At 59.0% G+C, this 25959-nt stretch carries 25 protein-coding genes; 2 read left to right on the top strand and 23 right to left on the bottom strand.

Features of this window, described 5'->3' with window-relative positions; all coding sequences use genetic code 11:
* Both DOLE_RS12700 and DOLE_RS12705 read left to right on the top strand, forming a co-directional pair.
* Entirely contained in the window at window positions 1-1899 is a 1899-nt protein-coding gene (locus DOLE_RS12700) for a tetratricopeptide repeat protein (protein ID WP_012175891.1), read from the top strand.
* On the top strand, window positions 1896-2678 hold the full coding sequence (locus DOLE_RS12705; RefSeq protein ID WP_012175892.1) for a hypothetical protein: 783 nt from the start codon (window positions 1896-1898) through the stop codon (window positions 2676-2678). Before DOLE_RS12700 ends, DOLE_RS12705 begins: the two co-directional genes overlap by 4 nt.
* 518 nt (window positions 2679-3196) lie before the next feature.
* Here the strand turns inward: DOLE_RS12705 and DOLE_RS12715 are convergent.
* From DOLE_RS12715 to DOLE_RS12825, 23 genes are all read right to left on the bottom strand, one after another.
* Window positions 3197-3637, bottom strand: coding sequence for a universal stress protein (locus DOLE_RS12715; RefSeq protein ID WP_167320882.1), 441 nt, complete (start codon window positions 3635-3637; stop codon window positions 3197-3199).
* A gap of 63 nt (window positions 3638-3700) precedes the next feature.
* A complete protein-coding gene (locus tag DOLE_RS12720; protein WP_232362708.1) occupies window positions 3701-4594 on the bottom strand; it encodes a protein kinase in 894 nt (297 codons plus the stop codon).
* Window positions 4595-4618: 24 nt separating this feature from the next.
* Window positions 4619-5188: a GAF domain-containing protein gene (locus DOLE_RS12725; RefSeq protein ID WP_012175895.1), complete on the bottom strand. Its 570-nt coding sequence runs from the start codon at window positions 5186-5188 to the stop codon at window positions 4619-4621.
* Window positions 5185-5949 carry a leucyl/phenylalanyl-tRNA--protein transferase gene (gene aat, locus DOLE_RS12730; protein WP_083766613.1) on the bottom strand — a complete coding sequence of 255 codons (765 nt, stop codon included), beginning with the start codon at window positions 5947-5949 and terminating at the stop codon, window positions 5185-5187. Before aat ends, DOLE_RS12725 begins: the two co-directional genes overlap by 4 nt.
* Before the next feature lie 19 nt (window positions 5950-5968).
* Window positions 5969-8224, bottom strand: a complete 2256-nt coding sequence (gene clpA / locus DOLE_RS12735; protein ID WP_012175897.1) for an ATP-dependent Clp protease ATP-binding subunit ClpA — start codon at window positions 8222-8224, stop codon at window positions 5969-5971.
* A 272-nt stretch (window positions 8225-8496) separates the two neighbouring features.
* Window positions 8497-8811: an ATP-dependent Clp protease adapter ClpS gene (clpS, locus tag DOLE_RS12740; protein WP_012175898.1), complete on the bottom strand. Its 315-nt coding sequence runs from the start codon at window positions 8809-8811 to the stop codon at window positions 8497-8499.
* A 259-nt stretch (window positions 8812-9070) separates the two neighbouring features.
* A complete protein-coding gene (secA, locus tag DOLE_RS12745; protein ID WP_012175899.1) occupies window positions 9071-11650 on the bottom strand; it encodes a preprotein translocase subunit SecA in 2580 nt (859 codons plus the stop codon).
* 147 nt (window positions 11651-11797) lie between these two features.
* Window positions 11798-12739 (bottom strand): M23 family metallopeptidase, encoded by a 942-nt coding sequence (locus tag DOLE_RS12750; RefSeq protein ID WP_012175900.1) that lies wholly within the window; start codon window positions 12737-12739, stop codon window positions 11798-11800.
* A gap of 130 nt (window positions 12740-12869) precedes the next feature.
* On the bottom strand, window positions 12870-13433 hold the full coding sequence (gene pgsA, locus DOLE_RS12755; protein WP_012175901.1) for a CDP-diacylglycerol--glycerol-3-phosphate 3-phosphatidyltransferase: 564 nt from the start codon (window positions 13431-13433) through the stop codon (window positions 12870-12872).
* 60 nt (window positions 13434-13493) lie between these two features.
* Window positions 13494-14138: a fructose-6-phosphate aldolase gene (gene fsa / locus DOLE_RS12760; protein ID WP_012175902.1), complete on the bottom strand. Its 645-nt coding sequence runs from the start codon at window positions 14136-14138 to the stop codon at window positions 13494-13496.
* A gap of 34 nt (window positions 14139-14172) precedes the next feature.
* Window positions 14173-14442 carry a YHS domain-containing protein gene (locus DOLE_RS12765; protein WP_012175903.1) on the bottom strand — a complete coding sequence of 90 codons (270 nt, stop codon included), beginning with the start codon at window positions 14440-14442 and terminating at the stop codon, window positions 14173-14175.
* Window positions 14439-14990 carry a 2-amino-4-hydroxy-6-hydroxymethyldihydropteridine diphosphokinase gene (gene folK / locus DOLE_RS12770; protein WP_012175904.1) on the bottom strand — a complete coding sequence of 184 codons (552 nt, stop codon included), beginning with the start codon at window positions 14988-14990 and terminating at the stop codon, window positions 14439-14441. Before folK ends, DOLE_RS12765 begins: the two co-directional genes overlap by 4 nt.
* Complete coding sequence (locus DOLE_RS12775) at window positions 14983-15414, bottom strand: hypothetical protein (RefSeq protein ID WP_012175905.1); 432 nt, start codon at window positions 15412-15414, stop codon at window positions 14983-14985. Before DOLE_RS12775 ends, folK begins: the two co-directional genes overlap by 8 nt.
* Complete coding sequence (gene argH / locus DOLE_RS12780; protein WP_012175906.1) at window positions 15404-16804, bottom strand: argininosuccinate lyase; 1401 nt, start codon at window positions 16802-16804, stop codon at window positions 15404-15406. The genes DOLE_RS12775 and argH overlap by 11 nt, the downstream gene beginning before the upstream one ends.
* Window positions 16805-17117: 313 nt before the next feature.
* Window positions 17118-18317 carry an argininosuccinate synthase gene (locus DOLE_RS12785; protein WP_012175907.1) on the bottom strand — a complete coding sequence of 400 codons (1200 nt, stop codon included), beginning with the start codon at window positions 18315-18317 and terminating at the stop codon, window positions 17118-17120.
* Between the two features lie 161 nt (window positions 18318-18478).
* Entirely contained in the window at window positions 18479-19396 is a 918-nt protein-coding gene (argF, locus tag DOLE_RS12790) for an ornithine carbamoyltransferase (protein ID WP_012175908.1), read from the bottom strand.
* Between the two features lie 30 nt (window positions 19397-19426).
* The gene (locus DOLE_RS12795; protein ID WP_012175909.1) at window positions 19427-20620 is read right to left on the bottom strand and encodes an acetylornithine transaminase; all 1194 of its coding nucleotides are present in this window, start codon (window positions 20618-20620) and stop codon (window positions 19427-19429) included.
* A 137-nt stretch (window positions 20621-20757) separates the two neighbouring features.
* Window positions 20758-21633: an acetylglutamate kinase gene (gene argB, locus DOLE_RS12800; protein WP_012175910.1), complete on the bottom strand. Its 876-nt coding sequence runs from the start codon at window positions 21631-21633 to the stop codon at window positions 20758-20760.
* 60 nt (window positions 21634-21693) lie between these two features.
* Window positions 21694-23064: an ATP-dependent protease ATPase subunit HslU gene (gene hslU / locus DOLE_RS12805; RefSeq protein WP_012175911.1), complete on the bottom strand. Its 1371-nt coding sequence runs from the start codon at window positions 23062-23064 to the stop codon at window positions 21694-21696.
* Window positions 23065-23098: 34 nt separating this feature from the next.
* Complete coding sequence (hslV, locus tag DOLE_RS12810) at window positions 23099-23656, bottom strand: ATP-dependent protease subunit HslV (protein WP_012175912.1); 558 nt, start codon at window positions 23654-23656, stop codon at window positions 23099-23101.
* A complete protein-coding gene (gene xerA, locus DOLE_RS12815; protein ID WP_012175913.1) occupies window positions 23637-24563 on the bottom strand; it encodes a site-specific tyrosine recombinase/integron integrase in 927 nt (308 codons plus the stop codon). The genes hslV and xerA overlap by 20 nt, the downstream gene beginning before the upstream one ends.
* Window positions 24564-24594: 31 nt before the next feature.
* Window positions 24595-24984, bottom strand: coding sequence for a Rho termination factor N-terminal domain-containing protein (locus DOLE_RS12820; RefSeq protein WP_012175914.1), 390 nt, complete (start codon window positions 24982-24984; stop codon window positions 24595-24597).
* 204 nt (window positions 24985-25188) lie between these two features.
* On the bottom strand, window positions 25189-25923 hold the full coding sequence (locus DOLE_RS12825; protein ID WP_012175915.1) for a lysophospholipid acyltransferase family protein: 735 nt from the start codon (window positions 25921-25923) through the stop codon (window positions 25189-25191).
* Window positions 25924-25959: the final 36 nt, after the last annotated feature.

Raw genomic sequence — 25959 nt, forward strand, 5'->3', positions numbered from 1 at the left:
ATGATCCGACATCTTTTCATCGCCGCTGCTTTAACCTTCCTGCTGACCGCCGGATGCCCGGCGCCGGTCACCACCCTGCAAAAGGGCGGTCCGGCAAAACCGGCCCGCACCCCGTCGGCCAACAGTTACTATCTTTTCACCCAGGCCCAGATTGAAAAAGAGAAAGGGAGCCTGGATTCGGCCACTGCCTGGATGACCAGGGCCGTGGCCGCGGACCCGGACTCGGCCTACCTGAAAAGAGAGCTGGCCATTCTCTTTTTGATGAAAAAGGAGAACGACCGGGCACGGCAGACGGTTGAACAGCTGCTGGCGGTCCATCCCGACGATGTGGACGGACAGATCCTGCTGGCCGGTATCCTGCACCATCAGGGCGACCTCCAGGGCGCGGCCCGCCTTTACGAGCAGGCCCTTGAAAACGACCCCGACCAGGAAGGCCTCTATCTTGTGCTGGGCAACCTTTACACGGAACAGGGGCAGATGGAATCGGCCGCTGGCGTTTACGAAAAAATGACCCGGCATTTTCCAGACCTATGGGACGGCCATTTCTTCCTGGGCAACACCCGCAAAGAGATGGGCCTTGCAAAAGAAGCGGAGAAAAGCTACAAAACAGCCATCCGGCTCAACCCGGAAGCCTTAAGCCCGCGGTTTGCCCTCCTGGACCTGTACGAACGGCAGACGCCGCCCACCGGGCCCGTCACGGTAACGGTAACGTCCGGGGACACCCTGTTTTCCCTCTGCCGCCAGGTCTACGGCAACTGCTCCCGGCGCCTGCTGGACCGTATTGCCGCAGCAAACCCTTCCATCACCGACATGGACCGGCTGAACGTGGGCCAGACCCTTCAAATGCCGCCACAGGAAGGCTCCGCGCACAACCGGCGGCAGGTTATCGACCTGTATACCGACCTGCTGCGTGATAACCCGGACAATTACCGGGCCGCCTTTGGCCTGGCCCTTCACCACCATGCAGCCGGAGACGTCGACGCGGCCCTGAAGATACTAAAGCCCCTGGGGCCCAAAAGTGATGAAACCCCGGGCGTGCTCCAGCCCCTGTTTCAGTACTATATCGACCGGGGGAAATACCCGGAGGCCGAGATCCTGGTCAACGGCATGCTGACCGGCGCCCCGGACAGCTCGGCCTTGAACTATCTGATGGGCATGGTGCAGGACCAGCGGGAAAATAAAGAAGCGGCTATTCGATTTCTCGCAAAGGTCCGCCCCAAAAGCCGGTTCTACGACAATGCCCGGTTTCACATGGCCCTGCTCCACCAGAGCATGGGAAATACCGGTCAGGCCATAGAGATCCTTGCCGCCCGCATCACCGACGAACCCGACGATGTCGACCACCTGCTCCGGCTGGGGGTGCTCTACGAAGAGGAGGAAGAATACGGGAAGGCGGAAGATCTGTTTGAACGGGGCCTTGCCATAAATCCGGACCATGTGGAACTGCTCTTTCGCCTGGGCGTGGTCTACGATAAAACCGACCGCAAAGAGGCCCTGATCACCCAGATGGAAAAAGTGATCGAAAAAGACCCGGACAACGCCGGTGCCCTGAACTACCTGGGATACACCTACGCGGAAAAGGGGGAGAACCTTGACCAGGCCCAGGCCCTCATTGAAAAGGCACTGGCCCTTCAACCCGATGACGGCTATATCACCGACAGCCTGGGGTGGGTCTATTTCAAAAAGGGAAATGTCGAGAAGGCCGTTTACTACCTGGAGGCAGCGGTAAGCCTGGTGCCCGACGACCCGGTGCTGCTGGAGCACCTGGGGGACGCCTACCGGGAACAGGGAAACACGGAAAAGGCCCTGGAGATGTACCGGCGCAGCCTGGCCAACCAGGAAAAGGACACAACGGGAATAAAGGCCAAGATTGAGGCCCTGCAAAAAGAGCTGCCATGAGATTCCGCTTCCTGCCGGCCCTCCTGCTGGCGGCCGTCCTGCTCACGTTGGGGTGCGCGTCGCTGCTTTCACGACCGGACAGGTCCGATCCGGAAGCCCTGCTGCTGCTTGAACGGGTGGCGGGGCACAACCGCCGGCTGGAAACCTTCAAGGGCCTGGGCGACATCTCCCTTGCCACCGCCGCCACCGGGCCCGCCGCCTTCCGGCTTGCCTGGATGTGCAGTATTCCGGACCGCATGCGGTTCGAGTTGATGGCCTTTTCAGGAAACCCCTTTCTGTCTCTTGCCACGGACGGCGACCGTGCCTACTGGCTGCCCCACGCCGAGAACAGCACCTTTCACACATTTCGGCAGAAACATCTGAACCTGAAAAAACTGATCGGCATTCCCATCACAACCGATGAGATTCTGCTGCTGCTGGCCGGCCGGGTGCCGATCCGGCCCCACGACGCCGTGGAGCTGGTAACCGGCGAGGCGGGCCGCCGTGAACTGCGCCTGAAGAACGGATGGCGGGGAGAGGTCCAGCGGATTCGCTTTTCAGCAAAAGAGGCCCTGCTGCCCGATGAAATCATCATGTTCACCGATTTCGGCAGGCAGGTCAGCTATCGCATCGTACTGGAAGAGATTCAGCCGGTAAACGGATTTGCCGTTCCCCACAGAATGATCTTTACAGCCGATACCGGCGATACCGCCTCCCTGAAAATCCGGCGATACTGGACCAACGTGACCATTGATGACGCGATATTCGTGCTGACCGATAAAGCTGCCGCGGAAAAATAAGCGCCCCTTCAGAGTATTAAGCCTCACCGCAAAGACGCAGAGACCCACGTGACTTGATGTCATCGTAAAAAGTCAGGATATTCACCTCCGATTTAGTGGGTGCAAAAAGTTCAAGGATTCAAGGGGTCGTGGGTTCACGGTGGTTGTTATTGACAGATTGACCAACGACTTTCGCTGTCGAAACATCAATGACAGGCCCCGCCCATTGCAGCGCAGCCGAGCGCAAATGCTTTTTTCGGAAAAAAGCGGGCAGGCTGTTTGAGCACCGCGAAGCGGGCGAGTTCCTGCCCGCGCCGAAAAAAGCGTTTGCGCGAGGGAAACCGAAGGCCAAGCTGCACGGGCCGGTTCTTTTGGTACTTTTCTTGCCGCCAAGAAAAGTACATGGATAAGCAGGATAAGGGAAATATTCTTTGAGGGAACTACCGTAAAGACAATTCGATACCGATACCGATCCCGATAGCGATTTCGATAAACAACCAGGGATCTACCACGCAGAAATTGGACTTTTTGCCACGCCGTCATGACCGGATGACAACAATGGCCACCCCCTCCAGAGAACGCACCAGCTTGACGCTGGGATCCCCCAGCACGAACTCCTCGGCCTTGGACATCCGTTTCCGGCCGATCACCACCATGTTGTAGGTTCCCTTTTTAAACAGGTCCATAATACCGTCGCCGATGGTGTCATAGGGATCGGTCACCAGTTCGGTATCCACATGATCCGGCAGAAAACCACCCTGCACCAGCCGTTCTCTTGCCTCGTCCAGCATGGTCTGGTACCGGTTCACCTGTTCGGCCATGAACTTTTTGCCCATCAGCTCCTCGCTGGAGGATGGCTTGCGGAACACATGCGCCAGCCGAATCCGCACATCCTCCGGGCGAAAAGGCAGATTGGCCAGATAGTCCACCGCCGCTCTGGAACTAACCGAATCATTGACCGCGAAAAGTATGGAAATCAATGGCTCACCTCCTGTATCTTTCTGAACCCGGGTTTGCACCCGGGGTTTTCACCTCATATCGGCTCAGCGGGGCAGATTGTTCAAAAACCAGCGCAGGTCCTCAAGGATCTCATCCACTGTTTCATAGTAAATGGTGGCCCCCCGTGAAAAAAACATCAGGATGCCGTTTAACATCTCCGGAATCAACGGGTGAAGCTTGGCCATGTTGATAAACCGGCGCGGATCCAGCAGCGAAAAGTCGTCGGCATCCAGGTGGTCCGCCAGGTCCTTGTACGTGTACCGGTCGTTTTTGATGTCGTAATAGGTATGAAACCCCTTGCCCACGGCATAACACAGAATGTTGCCCAGGCCGAAGATATCCAGCCCGAACGGGTTTTCCGTGGCCGCGAAATCATAATCAAAATCGATCCAGACAAAATTGCCGGTACCGTTTTCAACGATCAGGTGGTCGTTGCGAATGTCGCCGTGCTTCAGGCCGTTGGCGTGAAGCATGCCGATGCCTTCAAACGCCTTGACCAGGTTTTCCAGAATGCCGGGCAGATGGTCATGGAAATAGGTTTCATAGGGCATTCGAAACGACCCGATATACTCCAGAAACGTGGGGCCGTGCACGATGTCAAGCACCCGGATGTTGTTGCCCTTGTGATCATGAAACACATCCCCCCGCATGAAGAAGGGGTGCCCCCTGGTCAGGTTCAGCACGGCCCCCTCTTTTTCCGGGTCCCGGAAACAGCGTATCCGGACCCCGCCCAGGGCCGCCTCAAAGGACTCAAAATAGGCCAGCTTGATAATCTTGCGCTCACCGGTGTCCAGGTCTATGGCCCGCTTGACCCAGAACTTGGGATCCTCAATGCCGAACCGGAGCTCCTTGGCATGGCCGAGAATCTCGAAGCGTCTGCCGTCTACCACCAGTTCATCGCCGATCTCAATGGAAAAGAAATCGGAGGTGTCATTCACCACCCTTCGCCCGGCCTTCATTGATCAGCACAGCCCTTTCAGCAACCGGGGCGGAATGTTGCCCAGAACCGTCTTGACCCCATCAAGAAAATTCTTCAGCCCGTTTTTCTCCAGCACCACGGCCAGCTGAAGGGCAAGGGTAGAAATGGAATCCACATCCTCCTCGTGATACTCCTGCACCTGGTCCGTATACATCCGCAGCAGGCCCACCACATTTTTCCGGTACAGAATGGGCACCGACAGCATGGACTTGATGCCTTCCTGTCGGGCCGCCTCGGGGTAGTGCATCAGGGGGCTGGCCTGCATGTCTTCAATATAAACCGGCTCCTTGGTAAAAAAGGCCGAATACTTCTCATCCATGACCACCGGCCCCTTGCCGGTGTAGGCGTCGCTCAGGCCGTGGCTGGCCACCCGGAAAAGCTGCTTCTCCCGCTCGTCAAACAGCATGATGCAGCACCCCTTGAGAGAAAAGGTCCGGCAGAGCCCTTCCACGATATGGGTAAACAGCAGGTTCAGGTCTTCATAATTGGAAATGGCCCGGCTGATCGCCTTGAACTCCTTTAGGTAAAACTTTCTCTCCACCTGTCTGATCATATTTCCCCCTGATGTGAATATGTCGCCGCCCGGTCGGTACGGGACGCTAAAACATTATGAAAACCGGGGCCCACCGTTTCCAGCCGCCAGTTTCCGGTCAGGGTCGGCGCCATCAGGGCCGCCGCCAGCCGCTTTAAAAACAGTTTCCGGCTGATCTCCACGGCGCCAAACCCCACCAGATGAGCCGTGGTCATCTGGCAGTCGATCATGTCAAAGCCGCGATCCGAAAGAAACTGCACAAGCCTCACCAACGCCGCCTTGGACGCGTTGCTGGTCCGGGTAAACATGGACTCTCCGAAAAAGCAGCGGCCCAGGGAAACCCCGTAAAGCCCGCCGGCGAGCTCGCCCTCCTGCCACGCCTCAACGGAGTGGGCATATCCGGCCCTGTGCAGACGGCAGTAGGCGTCGATCATCTCGTCCACGATCCAGGTGCCGGGGCCGGACCGTCGGGGCGCCGCCGCGCAGGCGCGAACCACCTGTTCAAACGCCGCGTCCATGGTCACCTGAAAGGGTTTTTTGCGAAGCACCCGCCCCAGGCGCCGGGATATTCTGAGGTCGCCGGGGAACAGCACCAGCCGGGGATCCGGGGACCACCACAGAATGGGGTCTCCTTCGGCATACCATGGAAAGATGCCCGCCCGGTAGGCGGCCAGCAGGCGTTCGACGCAAAGATCTCCCCCCACGGCCAGCAGGCCGTTTGCATCGGCAAGGCGCGCCGGGGGGAAAGCTTCTGCGGCTCCGTCTAGAAAGAATACAGACATACGTTGAACCGTATGGGGCTCAGTGAAGGGAATCCGGCGAATCATAGGCAAAAGAGAGTTCTTCGCCCGCAACCCCCACACGCACGGCCCCTCCCTTTTCAAGGCGGCCGAACAGGATCTCGTCGGCCAGCACGTCCATGATCGCCGCCTGAATGAGCCGCTCCAGGGGACGCGCGCCATATGCCGGGTCATGCCCGTGCCGGGCCAGCCACTGCCGGGCATCGGCATCCATGGCAAGGGTGATCCGGCGCGCTTCCAGCTGGGCCGCCAGCTGGCCGACAAACTTGTCCACCACTTTTTCCATGATCGCCGGCGCCAGCCGGTTGAACCCGATGACGCCGTCCAGCCGATTGCGAAACTCCGGTGAGAAGAAATTTTCCACCGCCTTTTTCCCCCGGCCCGCCGGACTGCCGGTGTCGCCGGAAAAGCCGATGGCCTGGCTGCTGATCTCCCGGGACCCCACGTTGGAGGTCATGATCAGGATCACGTTTCTAAAATCGGCCTCCTTGCCGTTGTTGTCGGTAAGGGTGGCATGATCCATCACCTGAAGCAAAATATTGTAAACATCGGCGTGGGCCTTCTCGATTTCATCAAGCAGGAGCACGCTGTAAGGATGCTTGCGAATCCGGTCGGTGAGCAGGCCGGCCTGGTCAAACCCCACATAGCCGGGGGGCGCGCCGATCAGCCGGGCCACGGCGTGTTTTTCCATGTATTCGCTCATGTCAAACCGAATAAACGCCACGCCCAGAATCGCCGCCATCTGCCGGGCGATTTCGGTCTTGCCCACGCCTGTGGGACCGGTAAACAGAAAAGAACCGATGGGCTTTTCCGGCTTGCCCAGCCCGGCCCGGCTCCGCTTGATGGCGGTGGTCAGAAACGCGATGGCCTCGTCCTGGCCGAAAACCACCTGTTTCAGCTCCCGTTCCAGGCCCTCCAGCCGCTGCCGGTCATTTTTCGACACGCTGCGCACCGGCACACGGGCCATGTCGGACACGATCTTTTCAATGTCCGTGGAATGGACTTTGGTCCGGTGAGCCCCGCCGGAGAGGCGAATGGCGGCCCCGGCTTCGTCAATCACGTCAATGGCCTTGTCCGGCAGGTACCGGTCATTCAGGTACCGGGCGGAAAGGTCCGCCGCGCTCTTAATGGCGGCATCGGTGAAGGTGATATGATGGTGCTCCTCGTAACGGGACTTTAACCCCCGAAGAATCTTTACGCAGGCGGGCACCGACGGTTCGCCGATCTCGATCTTTTCAAACCGGCGGGACAGGGCACGGTCCTTGGCAAAATGGTTGGTGTACTCCTCGTAGGTGGTGGAACCGATGCAGCGAATGTCACCGGTGGCCAGCACCGGCTTGAGAATGTTGGAGGCATCCATGGACCCGCTGCTGGTGGCGCCGGCGCCCACGATGGTATGAATCTCGTCGATGAACAGAATCGCGCCGGGCTGTTTCTGAAGGGCCAGCACCACCTTCTTCAGCCGCTGCTCAAAATCGCCCCGGAACTTGGTGCCGGCCAGCAGGGATCCCAGGTCCAGCGAGTAAATCCGGGTGTCGGCCAGCATATCCGGCACATCCCCATCGGAAATCTTCTGGGCCAGCCCCTCGGCAATGGCGGTTTTGCCCACGCCCGGCTCTCCCACAAACACCGGGTTATTCTTGCGCCGCCGGCAGAGCACCTGTATGGCCCGCCGCAGCTCCATCTCCCGGCCGATCACCGGATCAAGCTTGCCTTCGGCGGCCCGCCGGACCAGTTCAACGGTGAATACCTCCAGGGGGTCGGTGACCTTTTTCTTTTCCGGCCGGCCGGTCCTTGTGCCCTCTTCCACATCCGGCGAAAGCGTCCCGTCATCGGTTCCATGGGAGATATACTTCAGCACCTCCAGCCGGGTGACCCCTTCGGACTCCAGAAAATAGACCGCGTGGGAGGACTTCTCCTCAAAAAGGGCCGCCAGAATATCGCCCACGGCCACCTTTTCCTTTTCCGCCGACCGCGCGTGGTTCACGGCCCGTTGAATGACCCGCTGAAACCCGATGGTCTGCTGCAGCACGTATTCATCTTCCTCGGACACCCGGTCGATCTTGTGCCGGAAGAAATCCTGAAGCGCCTCCTTCAACGCATCCACATTGCCGCCGCACCCGTAGATGATCTCGACGCCGGTGGCCTCGTGCAGAATCGCATACAGGATATGCTCCAGGCACACGAATTCATGACGGTGTTTTTTTGCCTCGCTCACGGCAAAGCCGAGGGTGGCGCTGAGTTCCTTGCTGATCATGACGTCTACTCCGGATATTTCACGAGTTGATTTGGCCGCAGACGCAAGGCGCGGCATGCGAAGCTGTAGCCGGTCTACTGTGAGTATGCCGCAACACAGCAGGTGCGGCCAAGGCGGCTCGCCCGAAGGGTAAAATTCTTCGGCATAATGGTGACATAAAAAACCTTACCCCCAGGACTGTTTGTATTTTAAAAAATGTCCTGATTTTATTAAAACATTTTAATCGAATATAAGCATTCAAACATGCCAAAAAATTTTATGAATTATCCGGACTATTCCCTTTCCATGCTACACTGCAGGGGAAATCCCCGTTCCCGGGCATAGCCATGCACCAGGTCGATCTTGGTTTCAGCGATCTCGTAGGTAAACAACCCGCAGCAGCCGACGCCGTTTCTGTGAACGTTGAGCATGATGGTGGTGGCGTCCTCAAGCGATTTACGGAAAATGTGCCGCAGGATCTCCACCACAAACTCCATGGTTGTGTAATCGTCGTTGTGAAGCAGGACCTTGTAAAGGGACGGCGGTTTCACCCGCGTACCGGTTTTCTGTAAACGTCCTGTCTGAATGCCAGAATCACGGCCGGCCATACGCCTGCTGCTCCATTGTCATAAGATGAGTGAAAACGACCTGCTTAACCCCAAAAATTCATAAAATATCCGGGTTGGCGCCACACACACCCGGGCACGGGTTGTCGGCATTGCAGAACGTGGTGATCCGGATCACTTCAGATTGCCGGCCGGCCGGCCGCCCGTTTGGCGCCGCCGGCAGTGGCTTTTTTCGTGTGTTTTATGATAGCGGTGTTTGCCACAAAAATCAAGTCCGGGTCAGGCCCGGATATTTCACGGGTCAGGCGCCGCAGCACTTCTTGTACTTCTTGCCGCTGCCGCAGGGACACGGCGAATTTCTGCCGATCTTGTCATCGTCCCGCTTGACCGGCGCCTTTTTTCGTTCATCTTCATCACCGCCCCGGGAAAGGGTAAAATCCTGCTCCTCGGGCTGCATCAGCTTTTCCACGGTATCCGGTGTTTGAATCTGAATGCGGAACAGAATGGAAAGGGTCTCCTCTTTGATCCGTTCGATCATCTCCTGAAACATGGAGAAGGCCTCTTTTTTATAAATGATCAGCGGATTCTGCTGGGCGTACCCCCTCAGCCCGATGCCCTCCTTCAGATGGTCCATGGAGAGCAGGTGGTCCTTCCACAGGGCGTCCACGGTCTGCAGCAGAAAAATCCGCTCCAGTTCCCGCATGTCCGGGGCGCCGATGGCTTTTTCCTTGTTCTCATAATGCCGGACCGCCGACTCATAAACACGGGAGGCCAGGGCCTCGGCATCCAGCCCCTCCAGTGACGCCTCGTCAAAGGCCAGGCGCATGTTGAACTGCTTGTACAGGGCCTCGTTGAGGCCGTCCAGGTCCCACTCGTCGGGCAGGGCGTTTTTATCGGCGTACCGGGCCGCGATCTCGTCGGCCTTGTCCGCGATCATGTCCAGAACAGGCTCCTTGAGATCCTCCTTGCGAAGGGCCCTGCGGCGCTGTTCGTAGATCACGGTCCGTTGTTCGTTCATCACGTCGTCGTACTCGATCAGGTGCTTGCGGATTTCAAAATTGTGGCCCTCCACCTTCTTCTGGGCGTTTTCAATGGCCCGGGTGATCATGCCGTGCTCAATGGGGTCCCCGTCCTTCATGCCCAGGGTCTCCATGATCCGCTTCATCCGGTCCCCGCCGAAAATCCGCAGCAGGTCGTCTTCCAGGGAAAGATAGAAGCGGGAGCTGCCCGGATCCCCCTGCCGGCCGGAACGGCCCCGCAACTGGTTGTCGATGCGCCGGCTCTCGTGGCGTTCCGTGCCCAGGATGTGGAGTCCGTCCAGTTCCCGGACCCCTTCGCCCAGCACGATGTCAGTGCCGCGGCCGGCCATGTTGGTGGAAATGGTCACGGCCCCCTTCTGTCCGGCGGCGGCCACGATCTCGGCCTCCTGCCGGTGCCGCTTGGCGTTGAGCACCGAATGGCGAATGCCCCGCTTCTGAAGTTTCTTGCTGAGCAGTTCGGACACGTCAATCGAAACCGTGCCCACCAGAACGGGCTGGCCCTTTTCATGAAGGGCGGCGATCTCGTCTAACACCGCCTCGAATTTTTCCGCCCGGGTCTTGTAAATTACATCCGCAAAATCGGTTCGCACCATGGGCATGTTGGTGGGAATCACCACCACGCTCAGCCTGTAGATCTTGGCAAACTCCTCGGCCTCGGTGTCGGCCGTGCCGGTCATGCCGGCCAGCTTGTCGTACATGCGGAAGTAGTTCTGAAAAGTGATGGTGGCCAGGGTCTGGTTCTCGTTTTCGATGCGAACCCCCTCTTTGGCCTCCAGTGCCTGGTGAAGCCCCTCGCTGAACCGGCGACCCGGCATCAGGCGGCCGGTGAACTCATCAACAATCACCACCTCTTTTTCGTCGGTGATAATGTAATCCACGTCCCGCTTGAACAGCGTGTGGGCCTTTAAGGCCTGGTTTACGTGATGAAGGCTTTCAACATTTTCCGGCGCGTAAAGGTTGTCCACACCCATGGCCTTTTCCGCTTTTGCCACGCCGGCCTCGGTCAGGGTCACGGACCGGGCCTTTTCATCAATTGTATAATCGTCTTCTTCCTTGAGGGCGGGAATAACGGTATTGGCCTGGTAGTAAAGGGTGGTGGACTTTTCCGCCGGGCCGGAAATGATCAGCGGGGTCCGGGCCTCGTCGATGAGAATACTGTCCACCTCGTCCACGATGGCGTAATGAAGGTCCCGCTGCACCAGCGAATCGCTGTAGAACTTCATGTTGTCCCGCAGGTAGTCGAAGCCGAACTCGTTGTTGGTGCCGTAGGTAATGTCGGCCCCGTAGGCCGCCTTGCGTTCCGCGTCGTCCATGCCGTGAACAATCACGCCCACCGACAGGCCGAGAAACGTGTAAATGGTTCCCATCCACTGGGCGTCCCGGGATGCCAGGTAGTCGTTCACCGTGACCACGTGAACCCCACGGCCGGTGAGAGCGTTCAGGTACACGGGAAGCGTGGCCGCCAGGGTCTTGCCTTCACCGGTTTTCATCTCCGCGATCTTGCCCTGGTGCAGCACCATACCGCCGATCAGCTGCACGTCAAAATGGCGCATGCCCAGGGACCGCACGGACGCTTCCCGCACCGTGGCAAAAGCCTCGGGCAACAGGTCATCCAGGGACTCGCCTTCCTGAAACCGCTGTTTGAAAACAGCGGTCTGCTGTTTCAGCGCTTCGTCGCTCTTGGCCTTCATGGTCTCTTCCAGGGCGTTGATCTGATCCACCACCGGATAGAGCCGCTTGAGCACCCGTTCGTTCTGACTGCCGAACACGGAGAGCAGCATATTGCTGACACCGCCAAACACCTTTTCTGAAAGCTTTTCGGCTGTCTCCCAGAACTGCATAAAATCGTTCTCCTTTTCTTACTGCCTGCTTTTTACCGCATGCCGAAAACCGGGCAAAAAAACAACCGGCACACTACAGGAGCTGCAAACCGCGCCTGGAGCCGGTATGAATGAAGGGATAATACCATTACAGTAAAACAACGGCTGTCAGTTGAGAATATATTTTTCCGGATTCACTGCCACGCCGTTGATCCGGACCTCGTAGTGAAGATGGGGCCCGGTGGAAATACCGGTATTGCCGACAGCACCGACCACGTCTTCCCGGGAAACGGTTTCCCCCCGCTTCTTGAAACACTCGCTAAGGTGACCATACCGCGTAATCACGCCGTTGCCGTGGTCGATCATCACGGCATTGCCCAGGGAGCCTTTTCTGCCGCTGAAAAGGACCACACCGTCCGCCGTGGCCACCACCGGCGTGCCCATGCGGGCGGCGATATCCAGGCCCTGGTGAAACTCACGGCGGCCCGTGAAAGGCGATTTCCGGTACTCAAAACGCGATGTGATCCACCCGCCGTTGATGGGCCGAATGGCCGGGGTGGAAGCCAAAAGCTTCCGCTTGTCCTCAAGGTAGTCCAGCAGGGAGGAAAAATTGTCCTTCTGCATGGAAAAGGCCGTGTCCAGCACGTTGAGCTGGGCGTGCATCTCCCGCAGCATGGTACCCCGGCTCTCCTCCAGGGCAGCGGCCGGCCCGATCTCGTCGGGAATGGCGCCGCCCACGCCGAACAGGTTGCCGCCCTCCGCGTCGTTTTCCATGTTGGCGATCACCCGAATCTTCTGTTCAAACTGGTGAAGCACCACCAGCCGGGACTTCAACTCATTGACCTGGGATACAAAATCCTGAATCCGGGCCTCCTGGCGGGAGAGTTCCGCGTCCTGGTCGGCCACCATCTTTGACAGGTGCCGGACCTTGAGGGCGGTCCGGCGAAGGTGGCTGTAGTCCGCAAGAAGTGCCACGGCGCCGATCAGGCAAACAAAGGCGGCAACACCCGCAATCCACAGCGTCCGTTTTGAAACGGTAAGCTGGCGTACCGGGGCCCCGGTGCTGCTTGTCACAAAAAAGGTGACCCGTCGGGGAGTAACGTTTCTCATGCTGCCTGTCTTCTTAAATTAATGACCGGTAAACCGGCCCTGCACCGGCATTCGTGGCACGGCGCATCGGCCTTTCTCAAGAACATATTCAACTATTTATAATACGTTATATCCTGCCTGTTGTACAGGTTCATTGTAAAAAAGGTCGGGCCTTGATTACATAGTCGGCGCCCGACCAGACGGTAAGCACCACCGCCACCCACAGCAGCCATGTTCCCAGCAGGTGCAGATCAATGCCGAAATACGGGTAGTGAAGCAGCAACGGAATGATGGCGGCGATCTGGAACCCTGTTTTGAACTTGCCCAGCCGGGAGGCCGATATGTCCTGGCCCGCGCCTACCATCACATTGCGCAGGCCGGTGATGCCGATCTCCCGAATAACAATAATGCAGGCCACCCACCCCGGCACCCGGCCGGCGGCGGCCAGCATAATAAACGCCGCCGACACCAGAAACTTGTCGGCCAGGGGATCCATGGCCTTGCCCAGGTTGGAGACCTGCCCGTATTTGCGCGCCAGAAATCCGTCAAAGTAGTCGGTGATGGCGGCCGCCGAGAAAACAAGGGCCGCCAGAAAAGCGGTCACCCGGTTGGACGGCAGCATGAGCAGCACGACAATCACCGGTGTGGCCGCGATCCGGGACGCGGTGAGCACGTTGGGGTTGGTCAGCATGCCGCCTATTGAAGAGATGTTCATACCGTCTTTTCCTGTGTTTCATGCCAACGGGCCGGAAATACCGGCCCGGCGGTGTCCGGTCTATTTTTTGGCCTTTTTCCAGTCGTTGAGGAACGCGTCGATCCCCCGGTCGGTCAGGGGATGGGCCGCCAGTTTCTTGAGAACGCCGAACGGGATGGTGGCCACGTCGGCCCCCATCAGGGCCGCGTCCAGCACGTGCAGCGGGTTGCGAATGCTGGCCACGATGATCTCGGTGTCAATGGCATAGTTATCGTAAATGTCGATGATCTGCTCCACCAGCACCATGCCGTCGGAGGCCAGGTCGTCCAGCCGGCCCACAAAGGGGCTGACGTAGGTGGCCCCGGCCTTGGCCGCCATCAGGGCCTGAAGCGGCGAAAAGACCAGGGTCACGTTGGTCCGGATACCCTGGTCGGCCAGCATGCGCACCGCCTTGAGCCCGTCCACGGTCATGGGAATCTTGATCACGATGTTCTCGTGAAGGGTCGCCAGCTGTTTGGCCTCCTTGACCATGCCGGCTGTTTTCAGGCTGATCACCTCGGCGCTGACCGGACCGTCCACCACGTCGCAGATGTTTTTGATAATGGTTTCAAAATCCCCGCTCTCCTTTGCGATCAGCGACGGGTTGGTGGTGACGCCGTCGGCCATGCCCATTTTGACGGCCTCTTTGATCTCGTCGATGTTTGCCGTATCGATAAAAAATTTCATATGCTCCTCCGTGGTCCAGCCTGTTAATAAATGGTTATGGATGGCGCGAAAAAAACGCGTCTTTGCACGCTTCTCCGCAGAAATAGATATCGTTTCCCTTGTGCCGGACGTGCAGGGCCGTTTGCCGGGGCACGTACACGCCGCACACCGGGTCCTGGACCATGACATCGTCGATACGGGCCGGCCCGCCGTCCACCGGTTCTCCGGCGGCCCCGTGAATCCGTCCGCTGCTCCGCCGAAACAGGCTCCGGACCGCGAAAAACAGGTACACAATACCGGCCAGCATCAGGAGTCGCACGATCATTGGGCATACTCCAGCACGGCCTGTCCATCCGGGCCCAGGCCGTCATACAGTTCCCGCATGCTCTTTTTGAGGACCGGGTGAACAACTTCCGGGTCTATATCACAAAACGGAGCCAAAACAAACCGCCGCCGGTGCATTCTGGGATGGGGAATCACCAGGTTCTCGGCCGCCATCACCATGTCGTCAAACAGCACGATATCCAGGTCCAGGACCCGGGGGCCGAACCGTATGGTCGACGCGGTCCGGCCCACCAGCCGCTCGATCTCCTTGAGCCGGGCCAGCAATTCCGGCGGGGAGAGCAGGGTCTCCACCCGGACCATGCCGTTGACAAACCACTGCTGGTCAGTGTAGTCCACCGGCTCGGTGGAAAAAAGCTTTGACCGGCCGGTCACCCGAATGCCGTCGGTGGCATCCAGCAGGTCCACGGCCATGGCACAGTTGGCGGACCGGCTGCCCAGGTTGGACCCCATGGAGATGTAAACCACATGGGCCACGGCTGGGGTCTTGCCGGTTCCAACCGTCTTCAGGGCCGCGCATGCCTCATTCATGAATAATCACCAGGTGGTTGGACGGCGGACCGGCCGCGCCCCCGTTATAACCGGTCACATAGTAGGTATACCGATACCCGCTTTCGATCTTTTCGCTGTACCGGCCCGTAACCGCCCCGTCCCGGGCCTCGACCGATACCCGGCCCGCCGGTTTAAAATCAGGGGGACAGGACGGGCAGGGATTGTTTACCAGGGGCTGCCGGTCACGAAAAATGTGAAAGACCTCTACCGGGACCCCGGCCGCAACGCTCCAGGAAAGATTCACCGTATCCCCCGCCTGTTGCGCGGAAAGGTCGGTCACCCGGGGCGGCACGGCCAGGCCCGGGGCAATCGGCATGGCCTTCCGGCCGCAGGCCGAAGCCAGCATTGCCAGAAGCAGGGCGGCCATTATTGCAATGACAGCGGGATGACGGTTACAGGCCATAGGTTTTTCTTTCCTTTTTTATCTGCCGCCGGGCCGCTGCAATGGCGGCCCGCACCGTTTTTTTGGCCGTACCGCCGAACGCCTGTCGCCGTTCAATCACCTTTTCCGGGGCCAGCACGTCAAACAGATCGGCTTCAACGGCAGCGGAAAAAGTTTTCAGCTCTTTCAGGGTCAGCTCGTGCAGCTCCCTGCCTTTTGCGATGGCTGCGGCCACGGCCTTGCCCACGCAGGCATGAGCGTCCCGGAAGGCCACGCCCTTGCCCACCAGGTAGTCAGCCATGTCCGTGGCGTTCAGGTAGCCCCGGGCCGCGGCCTGCGCCATGGCCTCGTTGTTTACCTTCATGTTGTCGAACAGTGCGGTGCAGACCGGCAGGCAGGCGGACAGGGTATCAGCCGCGTCAAACAGAAGGTGTTTGTCCTCCTGCATGTCCCGGTTGTAGCACAGGGGCAGGGATTTCATCAGGGTCAGCAGGCCCATCAGGTCGCCGAACACCCGGCCGGTCTTGCCCCGGACCAGCTCCGGCACGTCGGGGTTTTTTTTCTGGGGCATGATGCTGCTGCCCGTGGAAACCGCGTCGGAAAGCTCAACAAAACCGAACTCCGACGAGGACCAGAGCACCAGCTCCTCGGCCAGCCGGGAAAAATGCATCATGCAGATGGCGGCGGAAGCGGTAAACTCGATGGCAAAATCCCGGTCCGACACCGCGTCCATGCTGTTGGCCGACACCGCGTCAAACCCCAGCAGTTCGGCGGTATAGGCCCGGTCAATGGGATAGGGGGTGCCGGCCAGGGCCGCGCTGCCCAGGGGCAGGACGTTGATCCGCTTGAGGCCCTCGGCAAACCGCTGGGTGTCCCGGAAAAACATCTCGTAATAGGCCATCAGGTGGTGGGCGAACAATACGGGCTGGGCCCGCTGCAGGTGGGTATATCCCGGCATGATCACGTCGATATGCGCGCCGGCAAAATCCGCGATCCGCTGCCGCAGAGCCACCAGCCCGGCCACAACCGAAAGGGTCCGGTCCCGCAGAAACAGCCGCACATCCAGGGCCACCTGGTCGTTGCGGCTGCGGGCCGTGTGCAGCTTGCGGGCCGCCGGCCCGATACGGTCGAACAGGGCCTGTTCAATGTTCATGTGCACATCTTCCAGGGCCGGATCAAACACAAAGGTGCCGGCGTCGATCTCCTTTTGAATGGCCGCAAGTCCGGCCACAATGGCGTCGGCTTCCTTCTTTTGAATGATGCCCTGCCGGGCCAGCATGCGGCAATGGGCCATGCTGCCTTCAATGTCCCACCGGTAGAGCCGTGCATCCACGTCAATGGAGGCGGAAAACGCCTCCACCTGTTTGTCGGTGGCCTCGGAAAACCGCCCGCCCCATGGTTTTTCCGTCATGGTCTTTTCCTTTTTTTTTAATCGAAATCGGGATCGTCATCGGGATCGAAATCGATCCAGCCCGCGTGTCATTGCGCACAAGCGAAGCATCTTGTCCATACCCGTGTCATTGCGAGCGCCAGCGAAGCATCTTGTCCATACCCGTGTCATTGCGAGCGCCAGCGAAGCAATCTTGTCCATACCCGTGTCATTGCGAGCGCCAGCGAAGCAATCTTGTTCATAACGAAGGAGATTGCTTCGTCGCTTCGCTCCTCGCAATGACGGGAGCACGCTTCGCTCCTCGCAATGTCAAAAATTTCATGAAATATTCGGGCTATCGTCCGAGCAATGCATGCAGCCGCAGCCGCAGGGCATTGAGCCGGATGAAGCCTTCGGCGTCCTTCTGGTGGTAAACGCTGTCGTCCTCAAAAGTGGCAAAGTCGGCACTGTAAAGGGAGTTATCCGACCGGCGGCCCAGGACCCGGCTGTTGCCCTTGTAAAGTTCCAGGCGCACCTCACCGGACACATACACCTGGGTCTGGTCGATCATCTGCTGCATCACCTTCATCTCCGGCGAAAACCAGAACCCGTAATAGATCATCTCCGCGTACCGGGGAATCAGCGAATCCCGCAGGTGCATCACCTCCCGGTCCATGGTGATGGACTCCATGGCCATGTGGGCGGCCCGCAGAATGGTGCCCCCCGGCGTCTCGTACACGCCCCGGGACTTCATGCCCACAAACCGGTTTTCAACAATATCGGCCCGGCCGATGCCATGTTTACCACCCAGCTTGTTCAACGCCGCCAGCAGATTGGCCGGGCTCATGGCCTGGCCGTTGATGGAGACCGGGTTGCCCTGTTCAAAGGCGATGTCCACGATCTCGGGCTCGTCCGGTGCCTGCCGGGGGGAAACAGAAAGGGTAAACATATCGTCTGAGGGTGGATTCCACGGGTCTTCCAGAATGCCGCCTTCATAGCTGATGTGCAGCAGGTTCCGGTCCGTGCTGTAGGGCTTGGCCGGTGTGGTGGGCACCGGAATGCCGTGCTTTACGGCAAAATCCATCAGCGCGGTGCGGGACTTGAGGTCCCACTCCCGCCAGGGCGCCACGATGCGAATATCGGGCTTGAGCGCGAAATAGGTCAGCTCGAACCGCACCTGGTCGTTGCCCTTGCCCGTGGCGCCGTGGCTTACGGCATCGGCCCCTTCGGCCACGGCGATCTCGATCTGCCGTTTGGCGATCAGGGGCCGGGCCAGGGAGGTGCCCAGCAGGTACTGGCCCTCGTAAATGGCATTGGCCCGAAACGCCGGGAACACGTACTCTTTTACAAACTCTTCTTTCAGGTCGTCGATGTAGACCCCGGTGGCCCCGGTGGCCCGTGCCTTGTCGTCAATATAATCCAGCTCCTCTTCCTGGCCGATATCCGCGGAAAAGGTGATCACCTCGCAATCATGGGTCTCGATGAGCCATTTTAAAATCACCGACGTATCCAGCCCGCCCGAATAGGCAAGCACCACTTTTTTAATGTCCGACAAAGCAAACCTCCATGTTGTTGAAGTAAAAATTATGTTTAACCGTCATTGCGAGGAGCGAAGTGACGAAGCAATCTTCTTCGCATCCGGACAAGATTGCTTCGCTGGCGCTCGCAATGACACAGATAAGTTCAAGATTGCTTCGCTGCGCTCGCAATGACTTCTCATGCACGTAAAATCAGGGCCTTTAAAATGGCCTTGTGCATGTGCATCTTGTTTTCCGCCTGGTCCCACACAACGGACCGGGGCCCTTCCAGCACCGCTTCGGTGATCTCCTCACCCCGGTGGGCCGGCAGGCAGTGCATCACAATGGCATCCTTTTTCGCAAGCCCGGCCAGGGCGTCATTGACCTGGAACGGCTCAAACACCGCCAGCCGCTCCCGGTGCTCCTCCTCCTGGCCCATGCTGGCCCACACATCGGTGTAGATCACGTCTGCTCCGGCCACCGCTTCGGCCGCGTCATTGACCACAGTGACAGAACCGTTGCCCTTTTGCCGGGCATTTTCAAGAATATCGGGGTCCGGCATGTAGTCCGCGGGGCAGCCCAGCACCAGGTCCAGGCCGAGCACGGCGGCAGCCGCGATCCAGGAGTGGGCCACGTTGTTGCCGTCCCCCACCCAGGCGATACGCACCCCCTGGTATCCGCCCTTGTGCTCGATCACGGTCAGCAGGTCGCTGAGCACCTGGCAGGGGTGATACTTGTCGCTCAAGGCATTGATCACCGGAATGTCCGCGTATTGGGCATACTCCTCAATCAGGGACTGGGAATAGGTGCGAATGACCAGGGCGTCAATGTAGCGCGACAGCACCCGGGCCGTGTCCTTTACCGGTTCGGCCCGGGCGATCTGCATGTCCCTGGAACTCATGTAGATCACGGTGCCGCCCAGCCGGGTCATGGCCGCCTCAAAGGAGACCCGGGTCCGGGTGGAGTGTTTGTCAAAAATCATGCCCATGACCCTGCCGGACAAAACAGCGTCGTAAATGCCCATGCGCTGCCGTTTTTTCAGCTCCAGGGCCGAGTCAAACAGGATCTGGAAATCTTCTTTTTCCATGTCGTAGAGGGTGGTGATGTCTTTTTTCACAACGTAAAAACTCCCGCAAAGTTTCGTTTTTCAGGACAGATCGCCCAGCACCTCGTCCAGGCACGCGATCAGTTGGTCGATCTCCTGTTTTGTTACAATCAGGGGCGGGGCAAACCGCAGCACCCTGTCCTGAATGCAGTTGATCAGAAAGCCCTTTTCCATGCAGGCGGAAACCACAGGGCCGCCCTCGCCGGTCAGTTCCATGCCCAGCAGCAGGCCCATGCCCCGCACACCGGTCACGCAACCATGTTTTGACACAAGGGCGGAGAGCTTCTCCTTAAAGTAAGTGCCCATGGTTTCGCAACGGGCCACGATCTTCTCCTGGTCCATGGTGCGCAGCACGGCCAGGGCCGCCGCGCAGATTACCGGCGTGCCGCCGAAGGTGGTGGCGTGAGCTCCCGGCACAAAGGCCGAGGCAGCGGCCTCGGTGGCCAGCATGGCGCCGATGGGCAGGCCGTTGCCCAGGGCCTTGGCCAGGGTCATGATGTCCGGGGTGATGCCGAAGTGCTCGTGGGCAAACAGCTTGCCGGTCCGGCCCATGCCGGTCTGCACCTCGTCAAAGATCAGCAGTGCCCCGGATTCGTCGCACAGTTTGCGCACCGCCTCAAGATAACCGGGCGACGGGCAGACCACCCCGCCCTCGCCCTGGATGGGCTCCATCATCACGGCGCAGATCCGCGGCGACATCTGCTTTTTCAACGCGTCGATATCGTTGAAGGGCACGGTGACAAACCCGGACAGCAGAGGCTCAAACCCTTTTTGAATCTTTGCCTGGCCGGTGGCGGAAAGGGCCCCCATGGTCCGGCCGTGAAACGACTTTTCCATGGTCACAATGGTGTACCGGTCATGTTCGCCCCGGTCGTGAAAATGCTTTCTTGCCAGCTTGATGGCCGCTTCGTTGGCCTCGGCCCCGCTGTTGCAGAAAAAGACCCGGTCGGCAAAACTCTTTTCCACCAGCAGAGCGGCCAGCTCGGTCTGGGGCGTGGTGTAAAACAGGTTGGAGACGTGGCACAACGTGCCCGCCTGTTTATAAAGCGCCTCGGCAACAGCCGGATGGGCATGGCCCAGGCCGCACACCGCGATGCCGGCAAAAAAATCGGTATAGGCCTTGCCATCGGCGTCCCACAGGGTACATCCTTCTCCCCGCTCAATCACCAGAGGCAAGCGCTTGTAAGTGTTGGCAAACACCGTGTCCGCCTGTTCCTTTATATTGGTACTCATCATTTAACACTCCGTGAAAAATTCATTTTCGCCGTCATTGCGAGGCGTGAAGCGCCGAAGCAATCCCCTTGCATCGGAAAAAGATTGCTTCGCCTTCGGCTCGCAAAGACGATTGTGTCGCCTGTTGCGTTCTCCGGGTATTACGCCACCACCTCGGTACCGATCCCTTTGTCGGTAAACAGCTCCAGCAGCACCGAATGGCGGCGCTTGCCGTTGATGATCTGCACCTTTTCAATACCGTTGTAAATGGCATCCAGGGCATACTCGATCTTGGGAATCATGCCGCCGGACACGGTGCCGTTTCCGATCATCTCCCCGATGGCCCCGGCGTCAATGGAAGAGATCAGGTTTCCGCCGCTGTCCAGCACGCCGTCCACATCGGTGAGCAGAATCAGGCGGGTCGCGCCCAGGGCCGACGCCACCTTTGAGGCCACCAGGTCCGCGTTGATATTGTAAGTCTCACCATTTTCTCCCACACCCACCGGGGCGATCACCGGAATAAAGCCCTGGGAGGCCAGGGTGGTAATAATATCCGGGTCGATGCGGGTCACGTCGCCCACCAGGCCGGGATCAATGATCTCCGGCGGGGCGTCTCCCTTTTTATCGCCCAGAATGGTGAGTTTTCTGGCCGAAATCAGGCCCCCGTCCTTGCCGCTCAGGCCGATGGCCCTGCCGCCGTGGCGGTTGATCTGGGCCACGATATCCTTGTTCACCTTGCCGCCCAGCACCATCTCCACCACGTCCATGGTGGCGGCGTCGGTAAACCGCATGCCCCGGACAAAACTGGTCTTGATGCCCATCTGCTCCAGCACGCGGTTGATCTGGGGGCCGCCGCCGTGGACCACCACCGGATGAATGCCGATGAACTTGAGCAGGGTGATGTCCCGGGCAAAGTCGTTTTTCAGTTGTTCGTCCACCATGGCATGTCCGCCGTACTTGATCACGATGGTCATGCCGGCAAACCGTCGGATATAGGGCAGTGACTCAATCAGGATATCAGCCACATGGGGGTCCATTACCACCTCGCTTTTGTGCTTTTAAAAGGCTGCTTTCAATTCGAATGACGCTCCGGCTTCTTACAAAATAAACCGGCTCAGGTCCTCGTTGCCCCGAATGGTCTTCAGCCGGTCGGTCACATAGGCCCGGTCAATGGCCACCTTTGTGCCGGCCCGATCCGGCGCGTCAAACAGCAGGTCTTCCAGCAGGTACTCCATCAGGGTGTGCAGCCGCCGGGCCCCGATGTTCTCGGTGCCGGCGTTCACCTCCTCGGCCATGGCCGCGATCTCCCGCACCGCCTCATCGGCAAAGGCCACATCCACCCCTTCCGTGCGCAGCAGCTCGATGTATTGCAGCAGCAGGGCGTTTTCCGGCTCGATGAGAATGCGGAAAAACTCCTCTTTTCCCAGGGCGTCCAGCTCCACCCGAATGGGAAACCGGCCCTGGAGCTCGGGAATCAGGTCCGAGGGTTTGCACATGTGAAAGGCCCCGGACGCGATAAACAGAATATGGTCGGTCTTTACCGCGCCGTGCTTGGTCATCACCGTGCTGCCCTCCACGATGGGCAGAAGATCCCGCTGCACCCCTTCCCTGGACACGTCCGGGCCGGAGCCCTTGCTCGTGGCCACGATCTTGTCGATCTCGTCCAAAAAGATGATACCCGACTGCTCCACCTTTTCCACGGCCATGCGCACCACCCGGTCCATGTCCACCAGGTTCTGGGCCTCCTCGTCGGTGAGCATCTCCAGGGCCTCGGGCACCTTGACCTTGCGCCGCTTCTTGTTCTTCGGCAGCAGGCCGGCAAACATGTCCTTGAAGTTGACCCCCATCTCCTCCAGGCCGGAGTTGGAAAAAATCTCCACCATGGGCATGCTCCGGTCGGCCAGTTCCAGGTCCACGTACCGGTCCTTGAGCTTGCCGGCCCGCAGCATGGTGCGCAGCTTCTCCCGGGTCGATACCCGGCCGTCGTCATCGGAAACAATTTCAATATGAGAGCCCAGGGGTTCATCCCCATCGGCCCGCTGGGGCCCTTCCGGCCGGGGCAAAAGCACATCCAGAATCCGCTCTTCTGCCAGGCGGACCGCCTTTTCCCGCACCGCCTCCCGTTCCGACACCTTCAGGTGGGTAACGGTCAGTTCCACCAGGTCCCGGACCATGGACTCCACGTCCCGGCCCACATACCCAACCTCGGTGAACTTGGATGCCTCAATCTTTAAAAAGGGCGAGTCGGTCAGCCGGGCCAGGCGGCGGGCGATCTCGGTCTTGCCCACGCCGGTGGGCCCGATCAGGATGATGTTCTTGGGCGCGATCTCCTCGCGCATGGCCTCCGGCACCTGTCGCCGCCGCCACCGGTTTCTCAGGGCAATGGCCACGGACCGCTTGGCCTTGGCCTGGCCCACGATATACTTGTCCAGTTCGATTACAATTTCCGCTGGTGTCAGATCACTCATATAAATCCTGCCACGGTGAAAGCCGTCCTGCCGCCTACAGCTCTTCCACCGTAATTTGGTCGTTGGTATAAACGCAAATGGCGGCGGCAATGGCCATGGCCGCTTTTGCGATGCCGGCCGCGTCCAGGTCCGAATGCTCAACCAGGGCCAGGGCCGCGGCCCGGGCCGCCACGCTGCCGGAACCGATGGCCAGCACCGGGGCGTCGGGTTCGATCACATCGCCGGTGCCGGAGATCAGGTACATCACCTCCTGGTCCGCGGCGATCATCAGGGCCTCCAGCCGCTTTAAATACTTGTCGGTGCGCCACTCCCGGGCCAGTTCCACCGCGGCCCGGGTCAGGCTGCCGTTGTACCGCTCCAGCTTGGACTCCAGCCGCTCGGACAGGGCCATGGCATCGGCCGTGGCCCCGGCAATGCCCACCACGATCCGGTCATTGTATATCCGCCGCACCTTTTTGGCGCCGTGCTTGATCACGGTGGCTTCCATGGTGACCTGGCCGTCGCCGGCCACCACGGTGACGCCCCTGTGGCGCACCGCCAGGATCGTGGTGCTGCGCATGGTCCCGGCAGGGCTATTTGCGTGGGTGGGCATGATCATAAACCTCCATCAGTTTATCCATGGACACATGGGTGTATTTCTGTGTGGTGGACAGGCTCTTGTGGCCCAGAATCTCCTGGACGGTTCTCAGGTCGGCGCCGGCGTCCAGCATGTGCGTGGCAAAGGAGTGGCGCAACGCGTGCGGCGACAGGGAAACCGTCAACCCGCACCGAAGGGCCGTCTGTTTTAAAATCCGGTCCATGGAACGGGTGGTCAGCCGCCCCCGGTTTTTGTTCAAAAACAGGGGGCCTTCCTCTACGCCGATGCCGGTCTCTTCAAACAGCCGGGTGCGGTAAGCGGCAATCGAGGCCAGGGCTTTTTTGCCCACCGGCACCACCCGCTCCTTTGCGCCCTTGCCGTAAACCCGGAACACCCTTTCGTCTGTTTCCACGTGGGCCGCGTCCAGACCCGCCGCTTCAGACACCCGTATCCCCGTTGAATAGATGGTCTCGAAAATCGCCCGGTTGCGCAGGTCCAGCAGCGTGTCTCCGGTGCTGGCGTCCAGCAGCCGGAACATGTCGTCCACGGAGAGAAAGGCCGGAATCTTTCGCCCGATTTTGGGCGACAACACGGCCCTGGCCGGGTTTCCCGTCATTATGCCCCGTTTTTCCAGGTATCGAAAAAAGGAGCGCAGCACGGAGAGCTTGCGGGAAACCGTGCTTTTATCCATCTTTTTCTTGTGGAGAAACGCCAGGTAGCCGCGGATGGCGATCACCGAGATGTCGTCCAGACACACCGGGTGCTCTGTGTCGTCCGGGGGGGACAGAAACGCCAGAAACTCCTTCAGGTCGGCGCTGTAGGCCCGGCACGTGTTGGGCGAATAGCCTTTTTCCGATGCCAGGGATTCAACAAACGCGTCGGCCAGCGGCTTTGCCGGGTATGCCCCGTGGTCCTTGGACAACCGTCACACTTCCTTTCCCCGGCTGTCGCCGCTACGCAGCCTTTATCGCCCGCCGGGTCTTCTTTTTCAGCTTGCTGATACGGCGCCGCAGCCGGGTAGCCTTGGCGGCATCATCAGCGCCCAGGGCCGCGGCCCGCTCTTTTTTCAATTCGCGAATGCTGCCCTTGAGCTGTTGGAGGGCGGTCAGGTCTTTTTTCACCTCTTCCACCACGATGCCCCTGGCTTCGCGAATGACGGCCAGCAGCTCATCCTTTTTCATGCCGTGGGCCCCGGTGATCTCGGGAATGGTTTTGGCCACTTCCCGCAGCTCGGTGGCGGTCATCTTCTCAAGGGGCTTTTCCTCGCCGCTCTCCTGGGCCGGGGCTTCAGGGGCCTTTTCTTCTGCCCCGGTTGCTTCCATTGCTTTTTCTTCTTCCGTCATACTGTCATCCTCCTTGGTGCGCATATGAAAAGATGCTGTTATGATACTAAAAAATGTATTATTTCAACAGAAATTAAAGCCCATGTCAACAGCCGCGCCGAACATTTTCAAACAATAAGACCAAAACCCGGTTTTGTACACCCTCTTCTACAATCGTACTCGTGCTCGACCCTCTTTCCCTACCCCTGAATGCGGCCCCCAGTTTCACACCTTGTGTTCCTTCACGTGCGGAATAATCCGGGCGCGCACCATTTCAGCGGTCTGTTCATCAGAAAGGTCGGCAAATTCGGCATAGGGAATCTCATCCAGAATAGTGACCTGAATTTTATGCCAGCCGTGAAAGTTCATGCTTTTTTTGGGCAGCGCGTGAGTGGTGCCGTTGATGGCGATGGGCAGAATGGGTTTTTTCAGCTTTTTGGCCAGGTGAAACGCCCCGGGCTTGAAGGCTTTCACCTGCCCGTCCCAGGAGCGGGTGCCTTCGGGAAAGAAAAACACGGAACTTCCCTGGTTCAAGGCTTTTTCCGCGTCCGCCAGCATTTGCAGAATGCTCTCCTTGTCCCCGCGCCGAAGCCGGATGTAACGGTTTAAGGTCATGTTCCAGCCGATAAACGGCACTTTAAACATCTCGATTTTGGACACCCACTTATAATGGAAGAACAGGGTAAAGCAGACCAGAATGTCCAGCTGGGACTGGTGGTTGGACACAATCACCCGGCTTCCCTTGCGCGGAATTTTTTCGCGCCCGGAAACCGTCACCGACCAGGCCGGCATCACCCAGATGTAAAGCGACCCCCACAGGCAGGTGAACCAGTGCAGGATCACCAGCCGCCGGTCAAACAGCACGGTCACCAGCCAGATGGCCAGGGCCACAAAATAGAGAATGGCGCAGGTAACACCGATAAACGCGATAAACAACCAGGAAATGGTACGGTTAAACATATTTTCCTCCCTGACGGCTTCACTGTTTGATAATTG

The sequence above is a fragment of the Desulfosudis oleivorans Hxd3 genome, from assembly GCF_000018405.1.
GTDB lineage: Bacteria > Desulfobacterota > Desulfobacteria > Desulfobacterales > Desulfosudaceae > Desulfosudis > Desulfosudis oleivorans.

Bases quoted from the DNA above. Each gene is read 5' to 3' on its own strand.
- DOLE_RS12700 (WP_012175891.1), top strand. From the start codon at position 1: ATGATCCGACATCTTTTCATCGCCGCTGCTTTAACCTTCCTGCTGACC.
- DOLE_RS12705 (WP_012175892.1), top strand. From the start codon at position 1,896: ATGAGATTCCGCTTCCTGCCGGCCCTCCTGCTGGCGGCCGTCCTGCTC.
- DOLE_RS12725 (WP_012175895.1), bottom strand. From the start codon at position 5,188: ATGATCAGACAGGTGGAGAGAAAGTTTTACCTAAAGGAGTTCAAGGCG.
- aat (WP_083766613.1), bottom strand. From the start codon at position 5,949: ATGTCTGTATTCTTTCTAGACGGAGCCGCAGAAGCTTTCCCCCCGGCG.
- clpA (WP_012175897.1), bottom strand. From the start codon at position 8,224: ATGATCAGCAAGGAACTCAGCGCCACCCTCGGCTTTGCCGTGAGCGAG.
- clpS (WP_012175898.1), bottom strand. From the start codon at position 8,811: ATGGCCGGCCGTGATTCTGGCATTCAGACAGGACGTTTACAGAAAACC.
- secA (WP_012175899.1), bottom strand. From the start codon at position 11,650: ATGCAGTTCTGGGAGACAGCCGAAAAGCTTTCAGAAAAGGTGTTTGGC.
- DOLE_RS12750 (WP_012175900.1), bottom strand. From the start codon at position 12,739: ATGAGAAACGTTACTCCCCGACGGGTCACCTTTTTTGTGACAAGCAGC.
- pgsA (WP_012175901.1), bottom strand. From the start codon at position 13,433: ATGAACATCTCTTCAATAGGCGGCATGCTGACCAACCCCAACGTGCTC.
- fsa (WP_012175902.1), bottom strand. From the start codon at position 14,138: ATGAAATTTTTTATCGATACGGCAAACATCGACGAGATCAAAGAGGCC.
- DOLE_RS12765 (WP_012175903.1), bottom strand. From the start codon at position 14,442: ATGATCGTGCGACTCCTGATGCTGGCCGGTATTGTGTACCTGTTTTTC.
- folK (WP_012175904.1), bottom strand. From the start codon at position 14,990: ATGAATGAGGCATGCGCGGCCCTGAAGACGGTTGGAACCGGCAAGACC.
- DOLE_RS12775 (WP_012175905.1), bottom strand. From the start codon at position 15,414: ATGGCCTGTAACCGTCATCCCGCTGTCATTGCAATAATGGCCGCCCTG.
- argH (WP_012175906.1), bottom strand. From the start codon at position 16,804: ATGACGGAAAAACCATGGGGCGGGCGGTTTTCCGAGGCCACCGACAAA.
- DOLE_RS12795 (WP_012175909.1), bottom strand. From the start codon at position 20,620: ATGATGAGTACCAATATAAAGGAACAGGCGGACACGGTGTTTGCCAAC.
- argB (WP_012175910.1), bottom strand. From the start codon at position 21,633: ATGGACCCCCATGTGGCTGATATCCTGATTGAGTCACTGCCCTATATC.
- hslU (WP_012175911.1), bottom strand. From the start codon at position 23,064: ATGAGTGATCTGACACCAGCGGAAATTGTAATCGAACTGGACAAGTAT.
- hslV (WP_012175912.1), bottom strand. From the start codon at position 23,656: ATGCCCACCCACGCAAATAGCCCTGCCGGGACCATGCGCAGCACCACG.
- DOLE_RS12820 (WP_012175914.1), bottom strand. From the start codon at position 24,984: ATGACGGAAGAAGAAAAAGCAATGGAAGCAACCGGGGCAGAAGAAAAG.
- DOLE_RS12825 (WP_012175915.1), bottom strand. From the start codon at position 25,923: ATGTTTAACCGTACCATTTCCTGGTTGTTTATCGCGTTTATCGGTGTT.